We start from the raw sequence: 13,444 nt of genomic DNA on the forward strand, positions 1-13,444 counted from the left end.
CACTCCAGGCAATCCGCATACAGTGCAGATTGCCTGGGTACGCTCTGGCGCAGCTTTTCCCTGCTATCCCTTGATGGAGCGCCTGCATGTGGACAGACTACAAACCTGAGGCCGATTGCATCTTGCTGGCCGAACCGGAAGGCACGACGCTGTTCAGCCACAGCCTGCTCGATGCGGTAAAACGCTTGCCGCGCCCCGGCATCATCATCTTCGCGCATGGCGTGAACTCCGATGGCGAGTGGTACGAGCAGGCCGAACAGGGATTGTGCGCAGGACTCAATACCCGCCTCAAGCGCCGCGACGAGGATCTGAAAATCCCCGGCCCCGCAGCCGGGCAGATGAAAGCGGCGTCTTACGAGCGCGAGCTCACCGATGACGGTTTCCTCAATCCCAAACGCAACGCCGCCACTTTTTTACTGGCAGACGACGCCAATTCACCCGTGATCCGTTTTCGCTGGGGCTACAAGGCCAACGGTGAAGAGTTGCAGGAATTCGGCGAGGGCATTTATCTGAACGAAAAAAACTATTGGGGGCGGCGGCCCGTTTGCCAATGGCTGCAGCGCCTTGCCCGATTTATGGGGCAATGGCTTGTCGGAAGAGCTATTCCTGTGGATGCACATCCAGCACATGAACCCGACCAATGACCGGCAAGTGTACGCCGGCCCGCCGCGCCCGTATTTTGTGTTCGCCGCCTGGCGCCTGGCGCCTGGCGCGGCTGGTGCAATCCATACGCGCTTGCCAGAAGGACGCGCCCGTCACCATCGTTTGCCATAGCCAGGGCAATATGGTCTCCATGGCCGCCGCCTTTTTGGGAGAAACCCTGGGGCCGTCCGCCGTGGCGGACAGCTATGTGCTGTGCAATCCGCCGTACAGCCTGCTGGACAGGAATTTTACGGAAAACTGGGTCAGTGGCAATCTGAAAGACGAACATGGCAATACGGGCCGGCAAAAATATACGGCGCGCACGCAAACCCTGAAGGCCTTCTTTGACATCCTGCGCACGCGCCTAGCCTTGCAGCAAAACGCCGCCTTTGTCGACGAATTCTCCGCCAATCAAAAACCTGACCCCAAGCACAGTTACACGGCGGCGCTGGACCGCGCAGCGTACGGCTTGCATGGTTCCAGCTATGGGCGGGTCACCTTGTATTTCAATCCGCACGACCAGGTGATTTCCGCCACGCCCGTGCAAGGCATAGGCTGGCGCGGCATGTCGGCCCAGGAAATTGCGGATACGGGCGGCGACGGCGTGTTTACCCAGCGCGTGTTTGCGCAAAACCACGACGTGGGGCAAAAAAATGAAGCGGACTACGATATCTGGCAGCGCAATGGCCAACCCTTGACGCCTGGCAGCCTGGATTTCTGGCTTCCGCTGTCGCAGGTGGCCGAATATTTTATCCAGAAGGGTTTGCGGGCCAGCAAAGGTTTCGGCCGCAAGATCCTGACCTTTCTGTTCGCGCCCATCGTGATCGTCGGCAGCAAACTTGCAGGCACGCGCATCAACGCCCTGCCACCCAAGGATTGGAAGCTGCCGATGAAGGCGCCCGAACTGCCCGAGAAATTCTCGCCGCAATCGCAGCGCTTTGGCAATATCAGTGAGCAGTTTGACGAAGGCTGCGACTCGCCAGCCGACTCCCTGCACAGCGCGCGCGCTTTTGATGCCGATGATGTGTATGCGCCCTACCGTGCCCAGGGCAAAGGCAGTGCACAGGACGAAGCCGCCCTGCGTTACGAACTGAACGGCATGCTGCGCATGCAAGCCAGGCGCGATGAACTGGCGGAAAAAGACGGCTCTGTGACCGGGGTGGACAAGCCGGAAGCGGCGTCAGACAAATTCAAGGCCTGGCGCACGAAAGAGATACACAACTACCTGGCCGCCAATGTCGACACCCACGCCACTGACCACTCGACCATCATGAGCAACGCCATGCATGCGGAAAAGGCGCTGGCGTATGACGTGGCGGTGGGGGTGTGCACGATCAGGCAGGAGGAGTTGCGCAAATTAAGAGTTGTGGCGGACTGGTGCTTATTAAAGAGATTGGATGACACTGAAGACAGCAAAGAATTTTTTGAGTATTACGACAAAGGAAAATTCAAACGTGTACCACTATACGAGTGGGCAAATAATAAAGACAGTCCAGCCAAGAAACCTCAAAAAATAATGGATGAACGTCAGAATGTGGTGGTGCGTGCGGCACCGACTGGCATCTCTGCATTGGGGACTGACGATGCGTGATTTGAGCTCGCAACCAGGCAAACGCCTTCTATTTAGTCTGATCTTTGCCTTATTAGTCCTAGCCCTGCTTTGGCTGATATGGAATCCCGAGAATGGGCACGCCGATACCTTATCGAATGGAGGCATCATGAAACGCTTTATTGCTATCCCAGTGTTTGCCGGTGTGGCATTTTTCGCCTTCCTGACAGCATGCACAACGACGGACTCACGTAATGCGGTAACAGCCACGCCGCCAGCAAGCAGTCCCCAACCCGCATTCATGGCGCAAGTGGTCGGCTTGCAATGGCTTAATCCCCTTCAGCGGCGCGACTATCCAACCGAATGGCAGCTGTTATGGACTTTGGGGCTGGCAAACCCCAATAAGAACGACGATATGGTGAGAACAGATCCCCGAGGCTTCAGTACCTTGCAAGCGGTGTCACCGATTGCCTTTGATCTTGAAGGCAAGGAAACCTTTAAAGGCTATCATCGTAAATATTTGCAAGAATTGATGACCAATTTTCACGACATCTATTTTTCCAGCCCCACTTACTTTTACCACGTCTATCCCCGTGACGATAAGAAAAACTGGCGCGAGCTGGCCGGCATACGCGTGGAATATGCTCTGCCTGAAAGCAAATTCGATGCCGTGGCTGTGCACCAGACTATACAACAGGAAATTATCGATAATTTCGACATCGGCAATACGCATTTCCCCACCCTCTGGACCCGCGCTACCCCGCCCGACGTGCGCATCACCATGGGTGGCAATAACGCCGGTTTCGTTTCTTTAAAGGCGGCGCTCGGCTACCTGGAAGCGCATCCGAATGAAACCGTGTGGGTCATGAACTGGGATGCTCCCAGCCGGCCCAAAGACATGCAGATCAATGAAAACCTGGTGCTGCTGGTGCTGGCCGGCCCGCACTACAAGACCGAACGGGCGGCGCTGGCGTGGATAGGCTATCCGGCTACCCAAAATATCGGCGACTTTGAGCTGGCCAAGGGCAAGCCGCCACGCGCCGTGCAGGCATGGCAAGCGGCATTTGCGCAAGCGGCGCGCAATGGGGGCAAGACGGAAACCGATATCAGTTATGTCATCCATGACGCCAACAAGACCTTGCCCACCTCGTCGGACCGCCTGGCCCACCTGGCCCACGCGCTGACGCTGGAAGTGCCGGAATTCGACTTTATACCGCAAAGCTTCAATACGCCGGCGCTGCTGGGCGAAATGGGCGCCGGCACGGCCTTGACCAATGTGGCGCTAGCCATCGCGCAGGCGAACCATTTTGGCAAACAGGTACTGGTGGCGGGCACCAGCGACGCCCTCAGCGTCACCGGCGTGCTGGTGTCGCCACCGGCCAGGGTACGTCCCATCGACCACGACAAACCGTGGTTCCGTGCGCGCGGCGAAAATCACGCTTACCTGCCCTGGTGGGGTATCCGCCATGATGCGGCCGATGATATGCAGGGCTACTCGAAATAGTGCAGCCCTGCCCGTACAAGTTACTCCGATTGCACCGGCGCGCGGCCGATTTCGCCATCGATATTGGCCAGGAACCAGGCCAGCGAAGACATCAGCGCCACGTTGCGTTTCAGGTTATCGGGGTCGACCTTGTCCAGCGTGTCGGCTGGCGTGTGGTGGTAATTGAAATAACTGTGGCTGTCGACCAGCGGCTCGAAGCTCGGTACGCCGCCCGTTTCCAGGTGGTGCAAATCGCCCGTTTCCAGCGCATCGCGGCGCGTAAAGGCGTTGGCGCCCATCGGTTGCAAGGAGGCCAGCAAAGGCGCGAACAGTTTTTCAGCTTTCGGGCCCACGCTGGCCTTGATGCCGAACGGACGACCCGCGCCGCTATCCATTTCGATGGCCGCATATTGTTTACCGAGCGCCTGCTTGTGGGCTTCATAGTAGGCCTGGCCGCCGCGGCCGCCGTTTTCCTCGTTCATCCAGGCGATCACGCGGATGGTGCGGCGTGGATGGTAATCGAGTTTTTTCAGGGTTTCCAGTACGCCCATGGCAGACATGATGCCGGCGCCATCATCATTGGCGCCGGTGGCCAGGTCCCAGGAATCGAGGTGGCCCGACACGACCACCACTTCATCGGCCTTGTCCGTGCCTGGCCAGTCGGCGATCACGTTGTAGCTGTCGGCGTCGGGCAAGGTTTGCGGCGTCAGGGTCAGGTGCATTTTCATGGGGCCGCGCGCAGCCAGGCGGCCGATCAGCAAGGCGTCTTCGACGGTGACGGCGGCAGCCGGAATGCGCTTGCCGTCTTCCAGCCCGGTGGCGCCAGTGTGCGGAATGCGGAAGTTGGCGCCGCCGATGGAGCGCACCAGCGCGGCGGCGGCGCCCAGTTCAGCGGCCGCTTTCGGACCATTGAAGCGGAAGCGCGAACCCTGGCCATAGCTGACGCCAGCCAGTCCCCGTTCCGCCATTTCCTGGTCGAACGGCGTATCGATCAGGACGATGGCGCCCTTCACTTCGGCCGCGCGCGCCTTGAGTTCCTCGAAGCTTTTTACGATCAGCAGCGGCGCCGTCAGCCCGGCGGCTGGCGTGGCGCCCGAACCACCGAGGGCCGTCAAGACCACGCGCTGGCTGAGGCCTTGCGGACGGCCGGCGTAGTCGACGATTTCAGCTGTTTCCACGCCGCGCACCCAGTGCGGCACCTTGACCGGCTGCAGGGTAACGGTGGCGCCCAGCTTGCGCATGGTGTCCGCCACTTGCTGCACCGCGGCGGCAGCGCCGGCGGAACCGGACAGGCGCGGGCCAATCAGGTCCGTCAGGTCGGTCAAATGGGTGTAGGCCCAGTCGCTTTGCAAGGCGGTGTCGCGGATTTTCGCCAGCGCTTGCGAGTCATTGCCCGGCGCTGCGGCAAAGGCGCTGGCGCTGACCATGCAGCCGAGGACGATGGAGGAAATAGAACGGGACAGGATGGAGCGCGGCGCGCCAGACAGGACGGTATGCATAGAGATAGGGTTCCAGTATCGAAGGGGAAACAATTGCGGTGCAGCCTGCCACGATAGCGTATTTATTCTGTCATTGCAGCAACTTTTAGCCTGCATCGCCATTGCTTGCAACATCTTGTTTGGATTACCATGAAGTTCGTCTTCGCCACCGGAAACAGCCATGCTCAAGGGAACACTTTGCACCGTCCGGCATCTGCTTGCAGCCGACCTCAATGACTATATTGCGAAGGTCAATGACCTGCCCTCGCGCGGGGAGTTCTTTTCCATGCAGTTCAAGTCGCCCGAAGCGATGCGGCGCGATTTCATGCAAACGGGCTTTGTCAGCGAAGACAGCGAGCTGTTTCTGATCGAGGACTTGCACCAGAACATCATCGGCACCATCACCCACTTTAAAAGCCGCACACCGGCCGGGCGCGAAATCGGCTACCGCCTGTTCGACCAGCAAAGGAGCGGACGCGGCTACACCACTGAAGCGACGCGCTTGCTGGTCAATTATCTGTTCATGGCCTATCCCTACCATAGGCTGGAATTGCTGATGGATCCGTTCAACACGGCGTCCGAACGCATCGCGCAAAAATGCGGTTTTACGCAGGAAGGCCTGATGCGGCAGGCGTTCTTCATCAACGGCGCCATGCACGATGTCAAAATGTACAGCCTGCTGCGCCATGAGTGGCAGGCTAATTTGGCTGCGCTTCAAAGCTGAGATGTTACAAGCTTGCCTAGTATGTAATAAGTTGTATTAGACGTGGAACAAGCACGTGCGTGCGGATATAGTCCAACTCATGCAGATCACTGTGATCTCGCCGAAATGGAAGGAAATGCCATGTTGAACAAGAAACTCCTGGGTGCAGTAATGGTAGCGGCAGTGGCTGTTTCGTCGGCCGCAGTAGCCGATGACCGCGACTTCAATACTGTTGCAGGCGCCGTAGTCGGAGCGGCCATCGGCCACAGCACTGGCGGCCGTAACGGCGCGATCGTGGGTGGCGTCATTGGCGCCGCCGTCGGCAACAGCATCAGAACGAATGACGGTTACTACAACGGTGGCGGCTACCGTGGCAGCTATTACCAGCCAGCACCGCAGCCTGTGTATTACCAGCAGGCGCCGCAACCGGTTTATTACCAGCCTGCGCCGCAGCCCGTGTATTACGCGCCGGCCCCACGCTACTACGGCCCGCCAGCCGTGATTTACGTGCAGCCACGCGGCTACTACCATGATCGCGGCCGCTGGGAAGGCCGTGGCGGCTACGGCTGGCGCCGTTAATCAGGTCCCCGTCTTCAGAAAAACCTGCGCAGCCTGGCTGCCGCAGGTTTTTTTTCATCCAGATACAGTTGCTTTTACTATATCGCCTGCGGGCAATATCGGCTAAGCTCTCCCCATGATCAATAGTGATGCCCATGCATTTAATTCATGTATTTAATTAAGGATGGCCTGGATTTCGGCCCCTGGGTCGATGCTGCTGCTGGCAGCAGCATCGGTGCAGGCCCGGCACCGCGACGAGAAAACCAGGATAACTTGCTGCTGATCGACGGTAGCGGCAATGCCGTGTACCTGTCGCAGCAAGCACCGCTACGCTGCCGGGTAGACAACTGGCCAGCCGGCCATGTGCGGGCAGCCGTGCTCGATGGCATGGGCGGTCATGGGCATGGCCGTGAAGCAGCCGAAGCAGCCGTGCACGGCTTGTTGCAGCTACCCGCCTGCCGTGATGTGGCCACCCTGGCGTCCAGCCTTGATGCTCTGCATACCCGCCTGCAAACCAGTTTCGAGCTACCGCCGCTGGTGGTGGCTCGCCCGCCCGGCACCACCCTGACCCTGCTGGAAATCGCGCCGGGCCAGGCGCCGCTGCTGTATCACGTGGGCGATTCTCGGCTCTACGAAGTCATTGCAGGAAACGAAGACGCCGATGGCACCGTGCATAGCCTTACTGTGGACCACGTGCCAGCCACCGTGCACGCCATGCACGGCAGGCTGAACGAAGCGCAGTGGCGCTTGCGCGTGCATGGCGAGCACCATCCGCAAATCTCGCAAGCCTTTATATTGGGCAACGCCATCGGCGACACGCAGCAGCTCGACAAACCTTTGCGCGCGCTAGACGCCGGCAATTTGCCGCCCTTCCTTGCCCATCTGCCCGACCGCCGGGTGCTGCAGGTGCGCAGCGATGCGCTATACCTGCTGGCCAGCGATGGTTTCTGGGCCTGCGCCGATCCGCTGGCCGCCGTGGGCCGCTGGCCAGGCTTGTGCGCAGGCAAAACCGCCGTGCAAGCGCTCGCCGCCGTGTTCGACGACTTTCTGGCCCAGCCGCCCTTGGGCATGCACAGCGATAACCTGACCATGCTGGCCCTGCGTTTTACACCACCACCGGGCTCAACTGCCTGAGCCCGGTGCAGCCTTCAGCCGGCTGGCCGCCAGCCATGCGGCCACAGCGCTGATACCAGACAACACGGCGCCCCAGGCAATATCGATCAAGGTCAAGGGGAGCGGCCATCCTTGCAAGGTAGAGTAATTGCTCAAGTCGTAAGTGCCATAGGCCACCAGTCCCAGCAGCGCAGCCAGCCGCGCCACCATGCGCCAGTTGCCTGCCCGCAAACCCGGCACGATGGCAAACACCAGCAAGCCCAGGGCATACAAGAGGTAGAACAGGATCGCCGGCAACCAGCGAGGCTGCTCCAGCAGCAGATCGCCCAGATAGCGGGCGTACATCGGGCCCATCAGCAAACCCAGCCATAAACCATCGACCAGCAGCAGCACGCACAGCGCGCTGCAATAGGCGACGGCCAGCTGGGGCAAGCGGATGGCAGGCGGAATATTCGGCATCATGGTTTTCCCAAGCAAGAAAATCGGAGGCGTACGGATGTCAGGCCAGCATACACCGGCTTGCCCGCGCTTGCCGTCTTGCTGGCGTTCTGCGGAGGATCGAGCAGACAAGCACGAAGTTGTTTAAAATAGGTATCTGTAAATCCACAATATATGATTTAAAGCAATAGTTTCCGAGATGGTACAAGGCAGGGCGAAATTCGCTGACGTTTTTATCCACAAAACAGGGCGCGGCTTGCTGTGCTGGTTGCCAAGCGCGCCCAAAAGCGCGTAAGCTCTCAGGTATAACAGAGGGCGTCATGCCCCCACTCGGTTCGAGTCAGAATGTCATGAAAAAATGCAGTAATCCGGAGCACCCGCACTGTACGTTCTGGGTCTTGCCTGGTGACAGCGTCTGCGCGGGTAATCACCCGCAAACAGCCGCTCCCGTCAGCAGCTATGACTTGTTGAACGCAGCGCGCAGCGCCCGTTCCGAGCAATCGGCAACGGCGCCTGTCCGTGCGCCCGTACCGGACATGACGCCAGCAATCACAGCGGCGCAAACTACGCTCCTCCCCTCTGCTACGCCTGCCAAAGTGGCTTACCAGCCGGTGCAAGCCCATTTGCATATCAGCGGTTTCGACCCGCGTGCCGCTGGCGGCCGGCAAACCCTGAAAATGGAATTGCGCGGCATGGCGGCCAACTGCGCGCCGCAACTGACCTTGCGCCTGCGCTCGGACCTGATCCCGCGTGGTCAAGTGCAACATGATTTCGTGCGCACCACGCGCGGCGACTGGCGCCCCGTCTTCGTCGAGTTCTCTTCCCGCAACAAGGAGCACGGGCAATACCAGATCGAGGTGGAAGTACAGAGCCACCTCGATGGCGCCGCCGCCCAAAAATGGGTGTGCACCTTTGTCATCCTGGTGCCGCGCCGCGACGCCACTCTGACGGAAATCCACCAGATCTTCCTCAGCACGCATAAAAATGTGCGCGTGATGGCCGATGACGCATCGATTGCCCGCGTGCGCGGCGGCGATGGCTACAATCTCGATGTGACCGCCCGCAATGCCGGCATCGCTCACGTGGACTTGACCGCGCCGCAAGGCAAGATCGACATGGGCTTTACCACCATTGCCTGGGATGAAGAACTGATCGAAGTCGACTTGCCCACCGACAGCCATGTCCACCCGCATCCCAGCGATGCAGCCTGCCTGGTCAACGCGGCGCCGGAAGCGGGCGCACAGCGCCAGATACGTTTGTTTGCACTGGAAGCATGCACCCTGGGCCGTTTTGAGCTGGTCGATCCGGAAGCCGATGTGCTGCTCAGCCATTTCAGTCTTGATGGCCAGGACAACAATGGCTTGACGCGCCGCCTGTCCGGGCGCCACGCTGTTATCCGGCGCGGCCAGCAAGGCTTTGAAATCGAGGATGTCTCGCGTTATGGCTTGCTGCTCGACGGCGTCTGGCCCGGCAAGCACAAGCCCGTGCCGCTGCGCCTGGGCATGCGCATCGAAATGAGCGCCAGCATCAAGGGTATCGTGGTGCTCAGCGTGACCGCCATGCTGCATCACGGCGTGATTCTGCACCGCATCGACCAGGGTGCGCATGCGGAATGTTTTTACCTGCTGACACCGGAAACGCAGCCTGTTTCGCTGCCGCAGGCTAACGCCGCCGCACCGAACGCGGCCGCCCTGCCCGTCCTATTCCACCGCGATGGCGGCTTCTGGCATCTGGACCCTGCCAGCGGCAAGGAAACGCCCTTGGCGCCCACCACGGCGCTCGACAAGCTCAGTGGTTTTGCCAGGCATAACCGTTTCGCCAGCGAACCGTATCCGGAATGCTGGATCATCCGCACCGAAGGCGCCGGCCTGTGCGACAGCAGCAACGCCCTGTTGACGGCATAGACACACCTCTCTGCTGGCATGCCTAGCGCGGCGCCAGTATCAAAAACACCAGTGACAGGCCAATAATAAAGACCGCTTCCAGCGAAAAAACGATGGCCGGTATCTGCAATTCGCGCGGGATTTTCATGATGTCCCCCTTACACTCAGAATAGACCTTCAGTATAGGACGCGGCACGAAAAATAAATCGATATTTTAATCAATGCCGATACATGGAACCAGGCACAGTCCACATATCGGCACTATCGACGACAGGTTTTATTAATTTAATACGTATGACTTAGTACATGTGGCTTAGTACATGTGACTTAGTACATGTGACGATTAAAAATTGTATTGCACACCCAGCAGATAGGTATTGACTTTCGTCTTGGTAAAACGCGTGGCTTCCAGATTAATGCTCCAGGCAGGACTGAATGCATAACGCACACCCAGACCCAGCGAGGGATCCGTCTCGCTATAGTCCTTTTTCGCTTTGCGGCCAGACTTCATTTCGGTGCGTCCAACACCCAGGCGGCCATAAAGGCTGAAATCATTGGACAGCGGAATAGTTCCCAGGACGGCCACGCCTACGTGGGTGTCGGGGTAATAGCTGCTGTCACCGGCAAGACCATCGAACAGGCGAAAACTCAGGCTGCGCGCGAAGACTTCAGCAGAAAAATTCTGGTTAAAGCGATAGCCGACGTCGACATTCAGGGATGGATCATTATCGCTATCGACGGCGTGCGAAGAAACTGAGGAGCTACCAACACCAGCACCGACATAAACGCCACTGCCATTCTGCGCATAAGCGGCATGCGCACACAACAAGGAAAATCCAATACCGGCAATCAGTTTTTTATGCAAAGTCATAGCTAACTACTTTCAATTCATAATTGTTAAAATAACGGGGTTTTTATATTGCCAGAATTGATTACACATAAGCAGAAAATATTCATTAATGACAATATTTTCAGCGCCAATGCAACAAACCACTGTTATCAAAAAATTCAAGCAGGATTTTTTGGTGCATCCATCGCATGCTGATCCACTCCCCTGCCTGATGATCTATCCCTCACGGGCTCTTTCTGCAAACCCGAATGACGGCTGCCACCTCAAAAAAACGGGCAGCAGCGCATTCCCCAGCGATGCGACCGCCCCATCGGCAAGACACATAATTTAACAATTCTCTTGCATATACTATCGCATTATGCCCCACGATACTGTATATTCATCCAGCTTATCTCCCCGACGTTTTACAATACGCCAGTCTGGCGTTTTACATTTCTATGGCTTCCAATAAAGCGCATCACGCGACTGGCTGGGCTGCCGGCGTGATTGCCGCAGCCGTGGTCGCGCACGCTGGCGCTGGCGGCCCTTATCAAGTACTGAGCGTGCTTGCTTTTCTGATGGGCGCACTGGGCGGTACGGCGCCCGACTGGATGGAAGTGGCCTGGTGGGCGCGCACGCACAAACTGTGGATCACGCACCGCACCTGGACCCACTGGGGCCTGGCCTGGATCGCCCTGCTCGCCTACAGCTACCTGCAATTAGCGCACCATCCGTGGGCGCCGCCCCTGTTCGGCTTTGCCGCCGGCGGCATCATGCATTTGCTGGCCGACTGGCCCAATCCGCTGGGCGTGCCATGGATCTTCCGCCGCCATTCGCTGCGCTGGTGGAAAAGCGGCCGCCACGACCTGATCGTCATCATCGCCGCCTGGCTGGCTGCCACCGTGGTGGCCGACCACGTCTTTTTCGATGGCATCCACCTGCACTACGCCACCGGCGCCCTGGACAGCCTGTTGCATGGCGCCAAATCCGCGCTGCATGAGGGCTGGGCATATCTGCAACAGTGGCTGCTGGATTGGCGCCAGGGCGCCTGAGGTCAATTGACGCGCCAGCCTGGTCAATGTGATAATGAGTATCATTCTCACATATCATCTTAACCTGCCCAGCCAGCCGGCACGCCACGTTCCGTCAGCCCAGCTATCCACCTATCTGGAGAACGCAGTGAGCACCGTCAGCCACGTCCATGCCGCGCACCTGAAGACTTTGTATAGCGAACACCACGGCTGGCTGTATGGCTGGCTGCGCGGCAAGCTCGGTAACACGGGCGACGCGGCCGACCTGGCGCAAGACACCTTTGTGCGCCTCTTGGGCAAGCGTGATGCAGCGCCCCTGCGCGAACCACGCGGCTACCTGGCGACCATCGCGCGCGGCTTGCTGGTCGACCGCTACCGCCGCCAGGCGCTGGAACAAGCCTACCTGGAAGCGCTGGCCCAACAAGCGGAGCCGCAATCGATTTCCGCTGAAACGCACGCCATCATCATCGAAACCCTGCTGGCCATCGACCGCCTGCTCGACAGCCTGGGGGCGCGCACACGTGCCATCTTCTTGCTGGCGCAAATCGAGGAACTGAGCTACGTGGACATCAGCACACGCCTCGGTGTATCGCTGCCCACCGTCAAAAAACACCTGGTGCGCGCCTACACGGAATGCCTGGTGCTGGCTGCCGCCTGATGTTTGCCCAGCGCGCCAGCCTTCCCCGCATCGACCGGGCCATCCTGGCCGCCGCCGCGCACTGGCATGTGGAATGCAAAAGCGGCACGGCCGACCCGGCCGCCTTGCAAACCTGGCTGGCCGCCAGCGCCGAACACGCACGCGCCTGGGCGCTGCTGCAGCGCATGGATGGCCAACTGGGCGAGATTCCCGCCACCTTGGCCCTGCCCGCGCTACAGGCAGCCCAGGTGCGCCGCCGCGCCGCCGCCAAAGTGCTGGCGCTGCTGGTGACAGCCGGCGGTGGCGTCTGGCTGGGCCAGGCCGGCCTGCATTCGACGCCGTGGCAAAGCTGGAATGCAGCGCTGCGTACGGCGCCCGGCCAGCGCCGCCATGTGCGTCTGGCCGATGGCGGCAGCATGGAACTCAATACCGGCAGCGCCGCCGACATCGATTACACGGCCAGCAGTCGCCGCATCCGCCTGCACGAAGGCGAAATCATGCTGGCGACGGCGCCCGATCCGCGCCCCTTCCTGGTCGAGACCAGACACGGCGTGATCCGCGCGCTGGGCACGCGCTTTGGCGTGCGCTGCGATGGCGCCAGCAGCACCGTCAGCGTGTTCGACCATGCGGTGGAAGTACGCTGCGCCGCCTCAAGCACTGCGGTGAGCCGCGTCGAAGCAGGCCAGCAGCTGCGTTTCTTCGCCAGCGGCGCGCAGGGTGTCGCGACCCTGCCTGTCCACCAGGATAGCTGGCTGCAAGGCATGCTGGTAGCTGTCGACTGGCCCTTGCAGCGCCTGCTCGATGAACTGTCGCGCTACCGGCGCGGCCACCTGGCCTGCGACCCTGGCGTGGCGCAGCGGCCCGTGACGGGCACGTATCGCCTGGACGATATCGACGCCGCTCTGCAAAGCCTGTGCGCCTCGCACGGCCTGCAAGTGCAGTATTTCACGCGCTACTGGGCCACCGTGTCCGCCAGGCGAGCATAATTTTTTGAGTTTTTTTGCATTCGGGGTTGGTGTTTCGGCGCCCTGCTTCGGCTTACACAATAAGAAGCCGACATCAAGAAGCCGAAATACTTCGCCATACCACCACCGAGAACA

Annotated in this window: 14 protein-coding genes; 11 read left to right on the top strand and 3 right to left on the bottom strand. The window is 59.6% G+C overall.

What is annotated here, in order from left to right:
* The first annotated feature begins 86 nt into the window (after nucleotides 1–86).
* Genes HDE72_RS21615 through HDE72_RS21625 form a run of 4 tightly spaced genes read left to right on the top strand, consistent with a single transcriptional unit; the run spans nucleotide 87 to nucleotide 3,695 of the window.
* On the top strand, nucleotides 87–644 hold the full coding sequence (locus HDE72_RS21615; RefSeq protein WP_183745460.1) for a T6SS effector phospholipase Tle3 domain-containing protein: 558 nt from the start codon (nucleotides 87–89) through the stop codon (nucleotides 642–644).
* Nucleotides 565–774, top strand: coding sequence for a T6SS effector phospholipase Tle3 domain-containing protein (locus HDE72_RS28135; RefSeq protein WP_465053039.1), 210 nt, complete (start codon nucleotides 565–567; stop codon nucleotides 772–774). The genes HDE72_RS21615 and HDE72_RS28135 overlap by 80 nt, the downstream gene beginning before the upstream one ends.
* Nucleotides 719–2,233: a T6SS effector phospholipase Tle3 domain-containing protein gene (locus HDE72_RS21620; protein ID WP_465053040.1), complete on the top strand. Its 1,515-nt coding sequence runs from the start codon at nucleotides 719–721 to the stop codon at nucleotides 2,231–2,233. The genes HDE72_RS28135 and HDE72_RS21620 overlap by 56 nt, the downstream gene beginning before the upstream one ends.
* Nucleotides 2,226–3,695: a virulence factor gene (locus HDE72_RS21625; protein ID WP_183745466.1), complete on the top strand. Its 1,470-nt coding sequence runs from the start codon at nucleotides 2,226–2,228 to the stop codon at nucleotides 3,693–3,695. Before HDE72_RS21620 ends, HDE72_RS21625 begins: the two co-directional genes overlap by 8 nt.
* Before the next feature lie 20 nt (nucleotides 3,696–3,715).
* Here HDE72_RS21625 and HDE72_RS21630 read toward each other — a convergent pair whose 3' ends face one another.
* Nucleotides 3,716–5,173, bottom strand: coding sequence for a M20/M25/M40 family metallo-hydrolase (locus HDE72_RS21630; protein ID WP_183745469.1), 1,458 nt, complete (start codon nucleotides 5,171–5,173; stop codon nucleotides 3,716–3,718).
* 160 nt (nucleotides 5,174–5,333) lie between these two features.
* On the opposite strand from HDE72_RS21630, the gene HDE72_RS21635 reads away from it, so the two are divergent.
* The 3 genes from HDE72_RS21635 (at nucleotide 5,334) to HDE72_RS21645 (ending at nucleotide 7,547) form a co-directional block, all read left to right on the top strand.
* Nucleotides 5,334–5,876, top strand: coding sequence for a GNAT family N-acetyltransferase (locus tag HDE72_RS21635; protein WP_183745472.1), 543 nt, complete (start codon nucleotides 5,334–5,336; stop codon nucleotides 5,874–5,876).
* 120 nt (nucleotides 5,877–5,996) lie between these two features.
* Entirely contained in the window at nucleotides 5,997–6,434 is a 438-nt protein-coding gene (locus HDE72_RS21640; RefSeq protein ID WP_183745475.1) for a glycine zipper 2TM domain-containing protein, read from the top strand.
* Nucleotides 6,435–6,581: 147 nt separating this feature from the next.
* The gene (locus tag HDE72_RS21645; RefSeq protein ID WP_183745479.1) at nucleotides 6,582–7,547 is read left to right on the top strand and encodes a PP2C family protein-serine/threonine phosphatase; all 966 of its coding nucleotides are present in this window, start codon (nucleotides 6,582–6,584) and stop codon (nucleotides 7,545–7,547) included.
* Here the strand turns inward: HDE72_RS21645 and HDE72_RS21650 are convergent.
* Nucleotides 7,536–7,988, bottom strand: coding sequence for a DUF2177 family protein (locus tag HDE72_RS21650; RefSeq protein WP_260176853.1), 453 nt, complete (start codon nucleotides 7,986–7,988; stop codon nucleotides 7,536–7,538). The two genes, HDE72_RS21645 and HDE72_RS21650, sit on opposite strands and share 12 nt — an antisense overlap.
* Before the next feature lie 326 nt (nucleotides 7,989–8,314).
* Here HDE72_RS21650 and HDE72_RS21655 point away from each other — a divergent pair, with 326 nt between their 5' ends.
* Nucleotides 8,315–9,868, top strand: a complete 1,554-nt coding sequence (locus HDE72_RS21655) for an FHA domain-containing protein (protein WP_183745482.1) — start codon at nucleotides 8,315–8,317, stop codon at nucleotides 9,866–9,868.
* 322 nt (nucleotides 9,869–10,190) lie between these two features.
* On the opposite strand, the gene HDE72_RS21660 is transcribed toward HDE72_RS21655, so the two are convergent.
* On the bottom strand, nucleotides 10,191–10,718 hold the full coding sequence (locus tag HDE72_RS21660) for a porin family protein (RefSeq protein WP_183745485.1): 528 nt from the start codon (nucleotides 10,716–10,718) through the stop codon (nucleotides 10,191–10,193).
* 416 nt (nucleotides 10,719–11,134) lie between these two features.
* Here HDE72_RS21660 and HDE72_RS21665 point away from each other — a divergent pair, with 416 nt between their 5' ends.
* The 3 genes from HDE72_RS21665 (at nucleotide 11,135) to HDE72_RS21675 (ending at nucleotide 13,330) form a co-directional block, all read left to right on the top strand.
* Complete coding sequence (locus tag HDE72_RS21665; RefSeq protein ID WP_183745488.1) at nucleotides 11,135–11,728, top strand: metal-dependent hydrolase; 594 nt, start codon at nucleotides 11,135–11,137, stop codon at nucleotides 11,726–11,728.
* A gap of 127 nt (nucleotides 11,729–11,855) precedes the next feature.
* Nucleotides 11,856–12,365: a sigma-70 family RNA polymerase sigma factor gene (locus tag HDE72_RS21670; protein ID WP_311735270.1), complete on the top strand. Its 510-nt coding sequence runs from the start codon at nucleotides 11,856–11,858 to the stop codon at nucleotides 12,363–12,365.
* Complete coding sequence (locus tag HDE72_RS21675; RefSeq protein ID WP_183745494.1) at nucleotides 12,365–13,330, top strand: FecR domain-containing protein; 966 nt, start codon at nucleotides 12,365–12,367, stop codon at nucleotides 13,328–13,330. The genes HDE72_RS21670 and HDE72_RS21675 overlap by 1 nt, the downstream gene beginning before the upstream one ends.
* Nucleotides 13,331–13,444: the final 114 nt, after the last annotated feature.

Source organism: Janthinobacterium saanense (assembly GCF_014200675.1).
Lineage (GTDB): Bacteria > Pseudomonadota > Gammaproteobacteria > Burkholderiales > Burkholderiaceae_D > Janthinobacterium.